The 16,778-nt window shown below is 45.9% G+C and carries 13 protein-coding genes, 2 rRNA genes and 1 riboswitch; all 15 genes read left to right on the top strand.

Annotated features, from left to right (window positions below):
- Positions 1 to 2,259: ribosomal RNA gene (locus tag EDD57_RS05440) — 23S ribosomal RNA — on the top strand; the annotation flags it as partial.
- Between the two features lie 84 nt (positions 2,260 to 2,343).
- Positions 2,344 to 2,460, top strand: a 5S ribosomal RNA gene (gene rrf / locus EDD57_RS05445).
- Positions 2,461 to 2,885: 425 nt separating this feature from the next.
- Positions 2,886 to 2,986, top strand: a riboswitch (purine riboswitch).
- 90 nt (positions 2,987 to 3,076) lie between these two features.
- Positions 3,077 to 3,565, top strand: coding sequence for a 5-(carboxyamino)imidazole ribonucleotide mutase (gene purE, locus EDD57_RS05450; protein ID WP_131848471.1), 489 nt, complete (start codon positions 3,077 to 3,079; stop codon positions 3,563 to 3,565).
- On the top strand, positions 3,562 to 4,848 hold the full coding sequence (gene purK, locus EDD57_RS05455; protein ID WP_243649448.1) for a 5-(carboxyamino)imidazole ribonucleotide synthase: 1,287 nt from the start codon (positions 3,562 to 3,564) through the stop codon (positions 4,846 to 4,848). Before purE ends, purK begins: the two co-directional genes overlap by 4 nt.
- A complete protein-coding gene (gene purB / locus EDD57_RS05460) occupies positions 4,841 to 6,139 on the top strand; it encodes an adenylosuccinate lyase (RefSeq protein WP_131848472.1) in 1,299 nt (432 codons plus the stop codon). Before purK ends, purB begins: the two co-directional genes overlap by 8 nt.
- A gap of 122 nt (positions 6,140 to 6,261) precedes the next feature.
- On the top strand, positions 6,262 to 6,981 hold the full coding sequence (gene purC, locus EDD57_RS05465; protein ID WP_131848473.1) for a phosphoribosylaminoimidazolesuccinocarboxamide synthase: 720 nt from the start codon (positions 6,262 to 6,264) through the stop codon (positions 6,979 to 6,981).
- Positions 6,974 to 7,261: a phosphoribosylformylglycinamidine synthase subunit PurS gene (gene purS, locus EDD57_RS05470; protein ID WP_131848474.1), complete on the top strand. Its 288-nt coding sequence runs from the start codon at positions 6,974 to 6,976 to the stop codon at positions 7,259 to 7,261. Before purC ends, purS begins: the two co-directional genes overlap by 8 nt.
- On the top strand, positions 7,227 to 7,910 hold the full coding sequence (gene purQ / locus EDD57_RS05475) for a phosphoribosylformylglycinamidine synthase subunit PurQ (RefSeq protein WP_131848475.1): 684 nt from the start codon (positions 7,227 to 7,229) through the stop codon (positions 7,908 to 7,910). Before purS ends, purQ begins: the two co-directional genes overlap by 35 nt.
- A complete protein-coding gene (gene purL, locus EDD57_RS05480; RefSeq protein ID WP_424205448.1) occupies positions 7,903 to 10,191 on the top strand; it encodes a phosphoribosylformylglycinamidine synthase subunit PurL in 2,289 nt (762 codons plus the stop codon). Before purQ ends, purL begins: the two co-directional genes overlap by 8 nt.
- Positions 10,161 to 11,576: an amidophosphoribosyltransferase gene (gene purF / locus EDD57_RS05485; protein ID WP_131848477.1), complete on the top strand. Its 1,416-nt coding sequence runs from the start codon at positions 10,161 to 10,163 to the stop codon at positions 11,574 to 11,576. Before purL ends, purF begins: the two co-directional genes overlap by 31 nt.
- Complete coding sequence (purM, locus tag EDD57_RS05490; RefSeq protein WP_131848478.1) at positions 11,573 to 12,610, top strand: phosphoribosylformylglycinamidine cyclo-ligase; 1,038 nt, start codon at positions 11,573 to 11,575, stop codon at positions 12,608 to 12,610. The genes purF and purM overlap by 4 nt, the downstream gene beginning before the upstream one ends.
- Positions 12,607 to 13,209, top strand: coding sequence for a phosphoribosylglycinamide formyltransferase (gene purN / locus EDD57_RS05495; RefSeq protein ID WP_131848479.1), 603 nt, complete (start codon positions 12,607 to 12,609; stop codon positions 13,207 to 13,209). The genes purM and purN overlap by 4 nt, the downstream gene beginning before the upstream one ends.
- Positions 13,210 to 13,408: 199 nt before the next feature.
- Positions 13,409 to 14,947, top strand: a complete 1,539-nt coding sequence (purH, locus tag EDD57_RS05500) for a bifunctional phosphoribosylaminoimidazolecarboxamide formyltransferase/IMP cyclohydrolase (protein WP_131848480.1) — start codon at positions 13,409 to 13,411, stop codon at positions 14,945 to 14,947.
- A 97-nt stretch (positions 14,948 to 15,044) separates the two neighbouring features.
- Positions 15,045 to 15,323: a hypothetical protein gene (locus EDD57_RS05505; RefSeq protein WP_131848481.1), complete on the top strand. Its 279-nt coding sequence runs from the start codon at positions 15,045 to 15,047 to the stop codon at positions 15,321 to 15,323.
- A gap of 62 nt (positions 15,324 to 15,385) precedes the next feature.
- Positions 15,386 to 16,672 (top strand): phosphoribosylamine--glycine ligase, encoded by a 1,287-nt coding sequence (purD, locus tag EDD57_RS05510; protein WP_131848482.1) that lies wholly within the window; start codon positions 15,386 to 15,388, stop codon positions 16,670 to 16,672.
- Positions 16,673 to 16,778: the final 106 nt, after the last annotated feature.

The raw sequence follows: 16,778 nt of genomic DNA on the forward strand, positions 1-16,778 counted from the left end.
AGCGAAAGCGAGTCTGAATAGGGCGCTTTAGTACGTAGTCGTTGACCCGAAACCAGGTGATCTACCCATGTCCAGGATGAAGTTCCGGTAACACGGAATGGAGGTCCGAACCCACTAGTGTTGAAAAACTAGGGGATGAGGTGTGGGTAGCGGAGAAATTCCAATCGAACCTGGAGATAGCTGGTTCTCCCCGAAATAGCTTTAGGGCTAGCCTTGGGAGCCTAAGTCATGGAGGTAGAGCACTGATTGGGCTAGGGGTCCTTCCCGGATTACCGAACTCAGTCAAACTCCGAATGCCATGTACTTGTACCCCAGGAGTCAGACTGCGAGTGCTAAGATCCGTAGTCAAGAGGGAAACAGCCCAGACCACCAGCTAAGGTCCCTAAATGATCGTTCAGTGGAAAAGGATGTGGAGTTGCCTAGACAACCAGGATGTTGGCTTAGAAGCAGCCACCATTGAAAGAGTGCGTAATAGCTCACTGGTCAAGTGACTCTGCGCCGAAAATGTAACGGGGCTAAACGATCTACCGAAGCTGTGGATGGCACCACTTAAGTGGTGCGATGGTAGGGGAGCGTTCTAAGTGCAGCGAAGCTCGAGCGTAAGCGAGGGTGGAGCGCTTAGAAGTGAGAATGCCGGTATGAGTAGCGAAAAGAGGGGTGAGAATCCCCTCCACCGTAAGCCTAAGGTTTCCTGAGGAAGGTTCGTCCGCTCAGGGTTAGTCGGGACCTAAGCTGAGGCCGAAAGGCGTAGGCGATGGACAACAGGTTGATATTCCTGTACCACCATGATTCGTTTGTACGATGGGGGGACGCAGGAGGGTAGAGAATCGCGCGACTGGAAGTGCGCGTCCAAGCAGTGAGGCAGGGGAGATAGGCAAATCCGTTTCCCTTTTAATGCTAGGCTGTGATGGCGAGGGAAATTTATAGTACCGAAGTTCTTGATCTCACACTGCCAAGAAAAGCCTCTAGGAGAAGATTGGTGCCCGTACCGCAAACCGACACAGGTAGGCGAGGAGAGAATCCTAAGGTGCTCGGGAAAACTCTCGTTAAGGAACTCGGCAAAATGACCCCGTAACTTCGGGAGAAGGGGTGCCCCCTTATGGGGGGCCGCAGTGAATAGGCCCAGGCGACTGTTTAGCAAAAACACAGGTCTCTGCGAAGCCGCAAGGCGAAGTATAGGGGCTGACGCCTGCCCGGTGCTGGAAGGTTAAGGGGAAAGGTTAGCGCAAGCGAAGCTTTGAACTGAAGCCCCAGTAAACGGCGGCCGTAACTATAACGGTCCTAAGGTAGCGAAATTCCTTGTCGGGTAAGTTCCGACCCGCACGAAAGGCGTAACGATCTGGGCGCTGTCTCGACGAGAGACCCGGTGAAATTGTATTGCTAGTGAAGATGCTAGCTACCCGCGACAAGACGGAAAGACCCCGTGGAGCTTTACTGTAGCCTGATATTGAATCTAGATACGACTTGTACAGGATAGGTGGGAGTCGCTGAAGCCAGGACGCCAGTCTTGGTCGAGACAACGGTGGGATACCACTCTGGTCGTATCGGGGTTCTAACTCGCGCCCGTCATCCGGGCGGAGGACCGTGTCAGGTGGACAGTTTGACTGGGGCGGTCGCCTCCTAAAAGGTAACGGAGGCGCTCCAAGGTTCCCTCAGCGCGGTTGGAAATCGCGCCTATAGAGTGCAAAGGCATAAGGGAGCTTGACTGCGAGACCTACAAGTCGAGCAGGGACGAAAGTCGGACTTAGTGATCCGGTGGTTCCGAGTGGAAGGGCCATCGCTCAACGGATAAAAGCTACCCCGGGGATAACAGGCTTATCTCCCCCAAGAGTCCACATCGACGGGGAGGTTTGGCACCTCGATGTCGGCTCATCGCATCCTGGGGCTGAAGTAGGTCCCAAGGGTTGGGCTGTTCGCCCATTAAAGCGGTACGCGAGCTGGGTTCAGAACGTCGTGAGACAGTTCGGTCCCTATCTGTCGTGGGCGTAGGAAATTTGAGGAGAGCTGTCCTTAGTACGAGAGGACCGGGATGGACATACCGCTGGTGTACCAGTTGTCTCGCCAGAGGCATCGCTGGGTAGCCATGTATGGACGGGATAAGCGCTGAAAGCATCTAAGCGCGAAGCCCCCTCCAAGATGAGATTTCCCACTGACTTAGTCAGGTAAGACCCCTTGTAGACGACGAGGTTGATCGGTCTGAGGTGTACGCACAGCAATGTGTTCAGCTGACAGATACGAATCGGTCGAGGGCTTATCCTACAAATCAATCATCTCTTTCGAGATGCAACACTCTTTCTCATTTCTGATCTAATTTTGAAGGTGTAATGCCTTTCAACTAAATAGTCTGGTGATGATGGCGGAGGGGATCCACTCGTTCCCATCCCGAACACGACCGTTAAGCCCTCCAGCGCCGATGGTACTTGGACCGCAGGGTCCTGGAAGAGTAGGACGTCGCCAGGCATACATAATAAAGAAAGCACTCAGCTTATAGTTGGGTGCTTTCTTTATTATGTATAGGACGATATATACATAGGTCCTGATATAAAGAAAAGAAGTCTGAGCCACTAGGGTTGGATTGGCTTATTTCTACTTGAGCTGTGGACAGGTACATTGCTCTGGAACTTAGATCATCAAAAAATAGCTAATCAAAATGATATCAAATTTATGTTGTGAGTCTCTATAGAATGGTTCAAATAGTTATTGGATGCTCTTTTTACCCATAAATAATCTAAATAATTAGACTTAATCAGGCTTTTTAACATTTAAACCGAACGCTTCAAATCAATATTGGATAAATGTTCGTTTTTTATTGACTAACTTTTAACTCCTTGTTACACTGATAACGAATCAAGCTTATGAATCAAATGAAATATCTCAAAATGAATATAGAATAAAGTACTTTTCTTCATATAAGTCTGGGAATGGGCCTGGATGTCTCTACAAGGAAACCGTAAATTTCCTTTCTATGGGGAAAGTCTACTTTTAGGCGGGACATGAGACCGAAAATGTAGATTTTTCACATGAAAATATCTGTATTTCGGTCTTTTTTATATAAATTAGAGGGAGAGATGAATAGATGAATCGCCCGAAAGTTGGAGTAATCATGGGGAGTATGTCGGATTGGTCCACGATGCAAAAAGCATGTCAAATCCTGGACGAGTTAGAGGTACCTTATGAGAAGCAAGTCGTTTCCGCTCACCGTACCCCAGATGAGATGTTCCGGTATGCAGAAGAAGCATCGAAAAAGGGGATTTGTGTCATTATTGCAGGAGCAGGTGGAGCGGCTCATCTACCAGGTATGGTTGCTTCTAAGACGATTCTTCCTGTGATTGGAGTTCCGATTAAAAGCTCCACTTTAAATGGGATTGATTCTCTCCTTTCCATTGTGCAGATGCCAGCGGGTGTGCCGGTAGCCACAGTTGCCATTGGAGATGCAGGAGCAAGTAATGCAGGCTTGCTGGCAGCTCAGATATTAGCTATAACGGATGAAGATTTACAGCGAAGATATCAAGAACGCCGAGAGATGATTCGCGAGCGCGTAGTAAAGGATAGTGAACTGGTATGACAATGCGATCTACACAATTAGAGAATTCCCTACTGAATAGCCTTCCAAAAAAAGAGTCCAGTTTTATTTGGAGAGAATCAAGTGACGTTTCTCCATTAGTCATGCCTGGACAGACGATCGGAGTATTAGGTGGTGGCCAGTTAGGTCGCATGATTATTCTAGAGGGACGTAGATTAGGATATCGCTTTGTTGTATTAGATCCAGCTATCGACTCTCCAGCAGGACAAGTAGCGGATGAACAGATTGTTGGAGCATATGATTCCCCAGTGGCAATGGCACGACTTATGGAAAAATCTGATCTAGTTGTATATGAATTTGAAAATATAGATCCTGATATGGTTCGAATGATTGAGACTATCAAGCCCTTACCACAAGGAAGTAATCTGCTTCGTTGGACGAGACACCGAGGGCAAGAGCGGAAAGTGTTGCAAGATGCACAAATACCGACTGCTCCTTATCAGGTTGTGACCTCGAAAACAGAGTTGCTTGAAGCTATTGAGGAATTACAACTTCCGTGTGTATTGAAAGTACTTACGGGTGGATATGATGGAAAGGGTCAATGGGTGCTTCGCACTTCGGGCGATCCGTTTCCTCCAGTGGATATAATAGAGAAGGGAATATTGGTTGAGAAATTTATTCCTTATGTAAAAGAGATTTCGGTGATTGTAGCTCGAGGGATTTCAGGGGAGGTAGAGGTTTACCCACCCGTTATGAACATCCATCGGGATCAAATTTTACACATGACGATTTCTCCAGCTCCTATTAAAGAGGGGATTCGTACGAGGGCGGAACAAATTGCGTATCATTTGGCTAGCCAACTTCGATTTGTGGGGGTGCTTGCTATTGAGATGTTTGTGCTGGCAGATGGAACTATTTTGGTAAATGAATTAGCGCCTAGGCCACACAATTCAGGGCATATCACGATGGATACCACGACCCCTTGCCAGTTTGAGCAGTTCGTACGTGCGGTAACAGGACTTCCACTTCGTAAATCGATTCGAAAAAATACTGGAATTATGGTAAATCTATTAGGAGAACATCAAGAGGCCTTTTTTGAGCAATTGGCGAAGTTACCTTCATGTGCAAAGGTGCATTGGTATGGGAAAAGCGTTGCCAAAGAGGGAAGAAAGATGGGACATATTAATTTTGTTAGGGATTCGTTACAAGATTTGTTAGAGTTGATTAATGAGCTGCCTATTTGGAAGCCACTAAGCCAACAAGAGTGGGAAGCCATTTTTGCCATTGCTAACAATCAGATGGAAGGTAGGAGATTGCATGATTGAACGTTATAGTCGTCCAGAGATGACTGCGATTTGGACAGAAGAGAATAAGTTTCGTGCTTGGCTAGAAGTAGAAATCCTTGCTTGTGAAGCATGGGTTGAGTTGGGGCATATCCCTAAGGAAGATGTTTTGCTGATTCGCAAAAATGCGAAGGTGAACGTAGAGAGAATTGCTGAGATTGAACTAGAAACGCGTCATGATGTCGTTGCGTTTACTCGTGCTGTTTCGGAGACGCTTGGTCCAGAATCAAAGTGGGTACATTATGGACTTACTTCTACTGATGTTGTGGATACAGCGTTATCGTACTTGCTCCATCAAGCAAATGCCATTTTACTTGCGGATGTGGATCGGTTCATAGATGTTTTGAAAGAGAAAGCACTCGAGCATAAATATACCGTGATGATGGGACGTACCCATGGTGTGCATGCAGAACCGACCACGTTTGGGCTGAAAATGGCGCTATGGTATGCGGAGATGAAGCGGAATCGGGAACGATTGGTACAAGCGATTGAATCGGTACGTGTAGGGAAGATGTCTGGAGCAGTCGGAACGTATGCCAATATTGATCCGTTTGTAGAAGAGTATGTATGTGAGAAGTTAGGCTTGCAGGCAGCGGAAATCTCCACACAAACTTTGCAACGCGACCGACATGCTCACTATCTATCGACTTTGGCCTTGATTGCGACCTCTTTGGATAAGTTTGCAACGGAGATTCGGGGTCTGCAGAAGAGTGAGACGCGTGAGGTAGAAGAAGCGTTTAAAAAAGGGCAGAAGGGATCCTCTGCGATGCCTCATAAACGTAATCCGATTGGCTGTGAAAATGTTAGCGGCCTAGCACGTGTGATTCGTGGGCATATGGTTTCTGCGTATGAAAATGTTCCTCTGTGGCATGAGCGAGATATTTCTCACTCTTCGGTAGAACGTGTTATTTTACCGGATGCAACGATTTTGCTTGACTATCTGCTAAATCGTTTTGCTCGCATTGTAAAGGAGCTAACCGTTTTCCCTGAAAATATGAAGCGGAATATGGATCGGACTTTTGGATTGATTTACTCGCAACGTGTGCTTCTGACTCTGATTAATAAGGGCTTGAAACGTGAAGAGGCGTATGATCGTGTGCAAAGATTGGCGATGCAAGCATGGGAGGAACAGACGCCATTTCGCCCACTTGTAGAGAAGGATGAGCTGATTCGTGAGACTCTTACTGAAGAAGAGATAGCGGATTGCTTTGATTATCAGTTCCATTTGGCGCAGGTGGATACGATTTTTAAGCGGGTAGGTTTGGGATTGTAGAATAACCAGCTATTGGGTGATCGAGGACTGGAGTCAGTTCGATCACTGCTCAAAAGAGCCTTAGGAGTGAGAAGGATTTTAACAGTGATGGCCTGGGGTGAGTAGAGATAGGGGGAGCTTGCATGAACACAGATAGTGTGCTGTATGAGGGAAAGGCCAAACAACTATTTCCTACTGATGATCCACAAGTTCTTCGGGTTGTATATAAGGATTCTGCGACTGCTTTTAATGGGGAGAAAAAAGCGGAGTTAGGCGGAAAAGGGACTTTAAACAACCAAATTAGTAAGCTGTTTTTTCAGTTGCTTACCGAACATGGTGTGGAGCATCATTTTATTAAAACGATCTCGGACTATGAGCAATTGGTAAAAAAGGTGTCTATTATTCCATTAGAAGTAGTGGTTCGCAATATAGCGGCTGGATCGCTGGTTAAACGAGTAGGGTTACCAGAAGGTACCCAGCTGAGCCATCCAGTGGTGGAATTTTATTATAAGAATGATGATTTAGGGGATCCACTCATGAATCATGATCACATTGCGATGTTGGAACTGGCCACTCCGGATCAGGTCGGTCATATGAGGCAGATCTCTCTTCAAGTAAATGATATTTTACAGTTATATCTAGAACAAAAGGGTCTTATGTTGGTTGATTTTAAATTAGAGTTTGGAGTCGATCTGTCTGGAAGATTGTTGCTAGCAGATGAAATATCTCCTGATACGTGCCGCTTTTGGGATAACACAACAGGGAAAAAGTTAGATAAAGATCGATTTCGCCAAGATCTAGGGAATGTTTTGGAAGCATATCAAGAAATCTATCAACGACTAGGGGGCGCTTCACATGCTTAAAGCGATCATTTTTATTACGCTAAAAGAGAGTGTACTCGATCCACAAGGTGTGGCTGTAAAGAATTCGTTGCACACGATGGGCTATCAAACAGTGGCAGATGTGAGGATTGGCAAAAGGCTTGAGGTTGTGCTTAATACGATGGATCGGCAAAAAGCAGATGAAGAGATTCGAATTATGTGTGAAAAGTTACTTTCGAACCCTGTGATAGAGAATTTTACGTTTGAAATCGAGGAGGTAGATGAAAGTGCGATTTGCAGTTCCAATCTTTCCGGGGTCTAATTGTGACTGGGATTGTATCCATGGTGTGGAAGATGTGTTAGGGGAAGAAGTGAAACCTGTATGGCATCAAACTTCGGATTTGGATGGATTTGATGCAGTGATTCTGCCAGGTGGCTTCTCTTACGGTGATTATCTGCGTGCGGGTGCGTTGGCTCGCTATTCTCCTGTCATGGAGTCGGTTGTGAATGCTGCAAATGAAGGAAAACTTGTAATCGGAATATGTAATGGATTCCAAATTTTGCAAGAAACAGGACTCCTTCCAGGGGCCTTGATGCAGAATAATCATCTACAGTTTCGTTGTAATTTTACTACGTTGCGTGTAGAAAATAATCAAACTCCTTTTACCAATCAATATAAGCTTGGAGAAACAATTGAAATTCCGATTGCTCATGGGCAAGGTAATTTCACCTGTGATCCGAATACTCTTATGGAATTACAAGCAAATAACCAGATACTCTTTCGATATGCAGGAACAAATCCAAATGGCTCTCTCGATCAAATCGCTGGTATTACGAATCGAAACGGGAATGTGTTAGGAATGATGCCTCATCCTGAACGAGCGATTGTGGATTGGATGGGGTCGGCCGATGGAACTAGACTATTTACATCAATGTTACAAGCATGGAAGGAGAATCAAGGTGCTGCATGAATCTACTCAAACCGTTGCGCAAGCTGTGAAGACGATAGCGAATGAGCCTACTCCAGAAAATATTCGAGATCAAGAGTTGTATCGCAATATGGGGGTTTTGCCTGAGGAGTATGACCAAATCTGTGGACACTTAGGTCGTCTGCCTAGCTGGACCGAAGTAGGAATTTACTCAGTTATGTGGTCTGAACATTGTAGCTATAAGAACTCTAAACCATTGCTTCGCAAGTTTCCAACGTCAGGACCAAGGGTTTTGCAAGGTCCGGGAGAAGGAGCAGGCGTAATTGACATCGGGGATAATCAGGCGGTTGTGTTTAAGATCGAAAGCCACAACCATCCGACTGCTGTTGAGCCATTTCAAGGGGCGGCCACAGGTGTGGGTGGGATTATCCGTGATGTGTTTTCCATGGGTGCTCGTCCAGTTGCGTTGCTTAATTCCTTACGGTTTGGTGAGCTTGAGTCACCACATGTACGATATTTGTTTGATCATGCAGTGGCTGGGATTGCTCATTATGGCAATTGTATTGGAATCCCAACGGTGGGTGGAGAAGTTGTCTTTGATCCTTCTTATGAGGGGAATCCACTGGTCAATGCGATGTGTGTCGGAGTACTAGAACATCATGAGCTACAAAAAGGGATCGCAACAGGTGTAGGGAATCCTATTATTTATGTAGGAGCTAGCACAGGGCGCGATGGGATTCATGGTGCTACGTTTGCCTCTGAAGAGTTAAATGAGGAATCAGAGGAGAAGCGTTCTGCGGTTCAAGTGGGTGATCCGTTTGTAGAGAAATTGCTTCTCGAAGCTTGTATTGAAATGGTAAAGAAAGAAATGCTTTTGGGTATTCAAGATATGGGAGCGGCAGGACTTACCTGTTCAAGTGCGGAGATGGCTGCAAAAGGTGGAGTGGGGCTAGAGATGAATCTAGACTTAGTTCCACAGCGTGAATCTGGAATGACCCCGTATGAGATCATGCTCTCTGAATCCCAAGAACGGATGCTACTTGTGGTCGAAACAGGTAGAGAACACGAGGTAAAAGAAGTTTGTGATCGTTGGGGTTTGCAATCTGCTGTTGTTGGACGGGTGACGGAAGGAAATCGTTATCAAATTTTGCATCAAGGTGATTTGATTACGGATATTCCGGTTAACACGTTGGTAGACGATGCACCTATTTATGAAAGAGAGGCCAGAGAGCCTGCTTATTATACAGAATTTGAAAAAGTGGATGCATATGACCAAGTGAAAGAAGTGGATCCACAAGCGGCTTTTTATAAGGTTTTAGGCTCAAGTAATGTGGCAAGTAAACGTTATGTTTATCAACAATATGACCATATGGTACGTACGAGTACGGCAGTTCGCCCTGGATCTGACGCGGCAGTTGTGGTGATACGTGGGACCGAAAAGGCATTAGCAATGTCAACGGATGGAAACGGTCGCTATGTTTATCTAGACCCAGAGCAAGGTGGCCGAATTGCGGTGGCTGAGTCGGCACGAAATGTGGTTTGTTCCGGTGCTGAACCGCTTGGCGTAACGGATTGTTTAAACTTTGGTAGTCCAGAAAAGCCAGAGGTCTACTGGCAGTTATCAAAAGCGATTGATGGAATGAGTGAGGCGTGTCATGCCTTGTCCACACCGGTTATTGGAGGAAATGTGAGCCTTTATAATGAAACAAACGGGCAATCGATTTTCCCGACACCGGTTATTGGTATGGTTGGGTTGATTGAGAAGAGAGAGCATATTACGACGCAAGCATTCCAGCAAGCAGGCGACTCGGTATTGTTGTTAGGGGATACGAAGGTTGAATTGGGTGGAAGTGAGTTGCAACATCTTATGACAGGTAGCATTAGTGGACGCCCACCCGTACTCGATTGTAAAGCGGAACAAACTCTTCAAGCGGCATTATTAGATGCGATCCGCCAAGGGATGATTCAATCTGCCCATGATTTGGCGGAAGGTGGACTTGCTCTAGCGGTTGCTGAATCGGCAATGAGCGGAAAATGTGGCGTTCGGATTGATTGGAAAAATGAATTGCCTACGATCGCCGCGCTTTATAGTGAGACACAATCACGTGTCATGGTGAGTGTGCGTTCAGAAGATCGAGCAGAGATGATTGCATTTTTCCAAGAGAGAGGTGTTCCGGTGCACGAAGTTGGAGTGGTTACGGAAGAGCCAACTATCGCGATCTCTTATAATGGACAAGTGGTTGTTCATGATTCGCTTGCTTCGATTACGCAACTCTACGAGGAGGCGATCCTATGCAAGATGAAAGCATCTTCGATGAACTAAATGAAGAATGTGGCGTGTTTGGCATTGTAGGTCATCCGACTGCAGCTGCTCTCACTTATTACGGATTACACGCTTTGCAACATCGTGGACAAGAGAGTGCAGGTATTGTAAGCACCAATGGCGATCGTTTTCACATCCACCGCGATATGGGACTTGTAACCGAAGTGTTTTCTACTGAGACGATTGAGCGATGCAAAGGAACGGTCGCTATTGGTCATGTTCGTTATTCCACAACGGGTGCAAGTGAGTTAGCGAATGTTCAGCCTCTTGTTTTTACGTTCGCTAGAGGAGAAATTGCCATTGCTACGAATGGAAACTTAGTGAATGGGGACCGGTTGCGGGCAGAGCTAGAGGCGGAGGGGGCGATTTTTCAGTCAACTACGGATACAGAAGTGATTGCTCATTTAATCGCTCGCTCTCGGGAGGAAACGATTGAGTGTGCGGTAAAAGAAGCACTAAATCGTCTAGTGGGTGCCTATGCACTTCTCATCCTAACCAATGAGCAGTTACTCGTTTGCCAAGATCCACATAGTCTTCGTCCGTTATCCATGGGAATGGTGGAAGGAGCGTATGTTTTCTCTTCCGAGACGTGTGCATTTGATATTACTGGGGCGGAATACATTCGTGAGATAGAGCCTGGAGAGATGGTGATTCTCGATGATAGAGGGATTCGCTCGGAACGATTTGCTCCGCCGGCTCCACGTTCGCTCTGTTCGTTTGAGTATATCTATTTTGCTAGGCCGGATAGTGATATCGGAGGCATCAATGTTCACAGTGCTCGAAAGCGGATGGGGGTCCAGATGGCATTGGAAGCTCCTGTGGAAGCAGATGTGGTAACGGGTGTACCTGACTCGAGTATTTCGGCGGCGATTGGATTTGCGGAGGCGACTGGGATCTCATACGAATTGGGATTAATTAAAAATCGCTATGTAGGACGAACATTCATTCAGCCTAGTCAGATGATGCGAGAACGCGGTGTAAAGATGAAATTGAGCGCTGTTCGCAAAGTCGTAGAAGGAAAGCGAGTTGTCATGGTGGATGACTCGATTGTGCGAGGGACGACGAGCAGGCGAATCGTTCAGCTCATTCGTGATGCAGGTGCGACCGAAGTTCATGTACGTATTAGCTCTCCACCTGTGAAAAATCCTTGTTTCTATGGAATTGATACTGCCGATCGGGAGCAATTGATCGCAGCTACTCATTCGCTGGAAGAGATTCGCCGGGCCATTGGAGCGGATAGCTTAGCATTTTTAAGCCCGGAAGGGATGCTACGAGGGATTGGACGAGAGAGTCAGGAAAAGAATTGTGGGCATTGTTTAGCTTGTTTTAACGGCGATTATCCAACTGTCATCGAACAGGAACTAGTAGGGGAGGGGCAACGATGAGTGAATCCTATCGTGCGGCAGGAGTCGATATTGATGCAGGAAATGAAGCAGTAGAGAGAATGAAAGCGCACGTAAACCGAACGACCCGCCCAGGAGTGATGGGTGGATTGGGCGGATTTGGGGGCCTGTTTGCTCTAGGTGCTTATGAAGAGCCGATACTAGTTTCTGCTACAGATGGGGTAGGAACGAAGTTGAAAGTGGCTTTTATGCTGGATCGGCATGACACCATTGGTATAGATTGTGTCGCTATGTGTGTGAATGATTTAGTCGTTCAAGGAGCAGAGCCGCTGTTTTTCCTCGATTATCTCGCTACTGGGAAGCTCCGACCTGAGCAGGCGGAAGCTGTCGTAAAAGGGATTGCGGACGGATGTGTTCAGGCTGGTTGTGCCCTGATTGGCGGTGAAACGGCTGAGATGCCAGGGATGTATGCATCGGGTGAATACGATGTAGCGGGCTTCTGTGTAGGGGCTGTAGAGAAAAAGAATCTTCTACCGAGTTCAGATATTCAAGCGGGGGATGTTCTCGTTGGATTAGCGAGTAATGGACTGCATAGCAACGGATACTCACTAGCGAGAAAAGTTCTCTTAACAGATCGCTCCTTTGATTGGTCGGAAAGCGTACCGGGATCATCGCAAAACGTAGCAGAAGCGATGTTGGCTCCAACTCGGATCTATGTGAAATCAGTTCTTTCTCTGATTGAGAAGTTTTCGATAAAAGGTGCGGCGCATATTACCGGTGGTGGAATTGTTGAGAATGTACCACGGATGTTGCCGGAAGGTCTGCAAGCTGTGATTGATCGTGATTCATGGCAGGTTCCTGCTATTTTTCAGTGGATTCAGCAGGTAGGAAATATTAGTCAATCGGATATGGATCGCACGTTTAATAATGGGATTGGGATGGTGCTTTGTGTCCCGAGCAAGGAAGCGGACTCTATTATGCAAAAAGCAGTTGAGCTTGGAGAAACTCCTTTTTTGATTGGTAGGGTAGAAGAGGGGATGGATTCTCTGCGCTTTGAAGATGGAGGGTGCCGATGAGTATTGCTATCTTTGCTTCAGGAAATGGAAGCAATTTTGAAGCGATCGTGCGATATTCAAGGGAACAGAATTGGACGACTTCTGTTTCCTTGTTAGTCGTTGACCGTGAGGATGCGGGTGCGATTGAGCGGGCTAAGAGATTAGAGGTTCCGTATTATGTTGTATCTCCGAAACACTTTCCTTCTAAGCTGGAATATGAAGAGGCGTTACTTGAACTGATGGAGAAACATGGTGTGGAGTGGATCGTATTAGCTGGATATCTCAGAATCGTGGGAGATACCTTACTTGAACCTTTTGAAGGAAAAATGGTAAATATTCACCCGTCGTTGCTTCCTTCTTTTCCAGGGCTTCATGCGGTTGAGCAGGCATGGGGGTATGGTGTGAAGGTGACAGGGGTCACAGTTCATTTTGTTGATGCTGGATTGGATTCGGGGCAGATTATTGCTCAGCGGGCTGTAGAAGTGGATGAAATGGATACGATAGATATGCTAACAAATAAGATTCATGAAGTGGAGCATCAGGTTTATCCGGAAACGATATGGAAAGTGGTTACAGGGGAAGTTGCTTATAGTCCGATGATTATTGTGGTGAGTGGTTAGTTGGTTGAGTTTAATGGGGCTTGCTAATTATTAGATACTAGATGTCCAGGGGCATCTAGTATCTGCCGACAGCTCAAACAGTCTCTCCTAACTCTGATCATCCAACAGCCTAAGTCTTTTCTGCATTTAAATAAACATTAGCTTATAGAAACACATATTTAAAATAAAAATAAACAGCCATTAATAAGGAGGATCCACCATGAATCGTATTAAACGTGCTCTTATTAGTGTCTCTGATAAAATAGGAATCGTAGAACTTGCCCAGCAACTAGTAGCCAAGGAGGTCGAAGTGATCTCTACCGGCGGAACGCATCAACTCCTGAGAGAAGCTGGAATCCCTGTAATCGGAATATCAGAGATAACAGGCTTTCCAGAAATCATGGATGGTCGTGTGAAGACCTTACATCCGAAGGTACACGGGGGCTTGCTTGCGGTTCGAGATCTTCCTACTCATAGACAACAGATGGAGGCAAACGGAATCCAAGAAATCGATCTAGTGGTGGTTAATTTATATCCGTTTGCGCAAACGATTTCTAATCCAAATATTTCGTACGAAGAAGCGATTGAAAACATTGATATCGGTGGCCCATCGATGGTCCGCTCAGCTGCTAAAAATCATCGTTTTGTTACAGTAGTGGTCGATCCAGCAGATTATCAAAACATTGCTGATGAGATTACCAATCATGGAGAGACGACTTTGCAAACAAGAGAATATCTAGCGGCAAAGGCATTTTCCCATACGGCTGCTTACGATTCACTAATAGCTAAGCACCTAAATGATCGAATCGGGAATTCATTCCCAGGGCAACTAACGGTCACCTATCAGAAACAGTCCTCTTTGCGATATGGAGAAAATCCGCATCAGAAAGCATCATTTTATAAAGAGACCCTCTCTACGGACGGACTGATCACCTCTGCTAAACAGATTCATGGTAAAGAACTTAGTTACAACAATATCAATGATGCTAATGCAGCTCTCGCTATCGTAAATGAATTTAAAGAGCCAGTCGTAGTGGCAGTGAAGCATATGAATCCATGTGGTGTAGGAATTGGAGAAACGATCGAAGAAGCGTATCAAAAAGCATATGAAGCGGACCCGGTCTCCATTTTTGGTGGAATTGTTGCGACGAATCAGATAGTAACGAAGGAAGTAGCACTTCAAATGACGAAGCTGTTTCTTGAGATTATAATAGCTCCCTATTTTGAATTAGATGCGCTTACGATACTTAAAGAGAAGAAGAACCTTCGTCTACTGGCATTAGGAAACATTACTCAAAGTAAAGCAAATTCGATTGTTACGGTTGGCGGAGGCGCTTTGGTCCAAGAAGCAGACCTTCACCAAGTGATCCAAGGCGATTGCCAAGTGGTAACGGATCGTGAGCCGACTCAGGAGGAGTGGGAGCAACTCCTATTTGGTTTTAAAGTAGTTAAGCATGTAAAATCGAATGCGATTGTGTTAGTGAAGGAGAATCGTACGGTTGGCGTAGGGGCTGGACAAATGAACCGGATTGGTGCCGCTCGAATTGCGATCGGGCAGGCAGGCGAACTTGCTACTGGATCTGTATTAGCCTCTGATGCCTTTTTCCCGATGTCAGATACGGTTGAAGAAGCAGCAAAAGCGGGAGTAACAGCTATTATTCAACCAGGTGGTTCCATTCGAGATCAAGAATCCATTGAAGCAGCAAATCGTTTGGGCTTGGTTATGGTATTTACTGGGGTTCGTCACTTCAAACATTAGACAGAACTAATTTTCTTCCAAGAACAAAGGTTTATGAGGTATCGACTTGTATTTTCCTTGCGTATACTAATAAAAAACGTTAAGGAGGATTCCTTTTATGTCGTTATTAAAATGGGCTTTGTTCTGGACGATCGCGGCTGTCTTATCGATCGGTGTCCTTTCGTATATATGGTTTGATTCAGGCTTAGCAGTATGGGGGAGCAATTTGAAGTTTGGAGCAGGTTTGTTCTTTGCCGTTGCGTTAATCGTGGGTGGGGTACTTACAACAGATAAGAATTACAAAGCGAAAACGAGAAGTTTTTATCGTGAAGAATGGTCCTTCATCTGTCTTCTTGTTACAATTTCACTTTTCGGCATTAGTCTGGTCTTTTCCTAGATCCTTGGATGGATGGTAAAGTCGGATGATATGCCGATTTACCTTCTAAGGGGGATAAATGGATGCGTGTACTGATTATAGGTAGTGGTGGTAGAGAACATGCTTTACTTTGGAAAATCGCACAAAGCCCAAAAGTGAAGGAGATTTTTGTAGCACCTGGTAATGCTGGGATGATGAACATAGCAACTTTGGTACCGATCTCTGTAGAGGATTTAGATGGTTTACGCCAATTTGCTCTAGAACAACAGATTGATTTAACGATTGTTGGACCGGAAGTCCCTCTGCTACATGGAATTGTGGACCAGTTTCAAGAAGCTGGCTTATCAGTCTTTGGACCAAATGGACAAGCTGCACAGATTGAAGGCAGTAAACGATTTGCAAAGGACTTTATGAAAAAACACGATATCCCAACGGCCCATTACCAAGCCTTTACCGATGCGGAAGAAGCAAAGCAATATGTGCGTCAAACAGGAGTACCCATTGTGATTAAAGCAGATGGACTTGCTGCGGGTAAGGGAGTGGTGGTTGCCACTACCTTAGGAGAGGCAGAGCTAGCGATTTCGGAGGCTATGGAGCAGAAGGTGTTTGGATCAGCAGGGGATGTCGTGATAGTAGAAGAGTTCCTGGTTGGACAAGAGCTATCCTTGATGGCATTTGTAGATGGAACGACGGTTGTGCCAATGGTCCCAGCCCAGGATCATAAACCAGCCTATGATGGGGACTTAGGACCTAATACAGGCGGGATGGGGACATACTCGCCTGTGCCACAGTTCTCCGAGGATGCCCTATCTCTTGCAGTTCAGACGGTCCTAGAACCGATGGTACAAGCCTTCCAAAAAGAAGGAATCGATTATCGAGGCGTATTATACGCAGGTTTGATGATGACTCCGGAAGGGCCAAAAGTGATTGAGTTTAATGCTCGCTTTGGGGATCCTGAGACGCAGGTGGTACTTCCGAGGTTAACCAGTGATTTGGTTGAGATTATGATAGCAGTAGTGGAAGGGCGCCTGCGTGCAGATCTGGTTACATGGTCAGACGAAGCGGCTGTATGTGTCATTTTATCTGCAGGTGGATATCCGGGACCGTATCAGAGTGGGTTGCCAATTACGGGCATGGTAAATCAGTTAGATCATAGGGAATCGGTGTATCATGCAGGAACAAGGTATGAAGGTAGTCAGTTGGTGACAGCTGGAGGAAGGGTTCTTGGGGTGACTGCGTTAGGAGAAAACTTGCAGATTGCTCGCGAAAAAGCATATAGCCTTGTCGAACAGATTCATTTTCCAAGTGCACACTATCGAAAAGATATTGCGGAAAAGGCCATCCAATATCTGGCGCAAATTCAAAAATAAATGTCTTTCGAAGGCAACCTACTGATTCGCTCAAGAGGTTGCCTTTTCTATGCACAAATAAAAAAGAGGCAGGTCTGTACTTGCCCCTTCTGCATCTGACTAGAGC

The organism is Baia soyae, assembly GCF_004341445.1.
GTDB lineage: Bacteria > Bacillota > Bacilli > Thermoactinomycetales > Thermoactinomycetaceae > Baia > Baia soyae.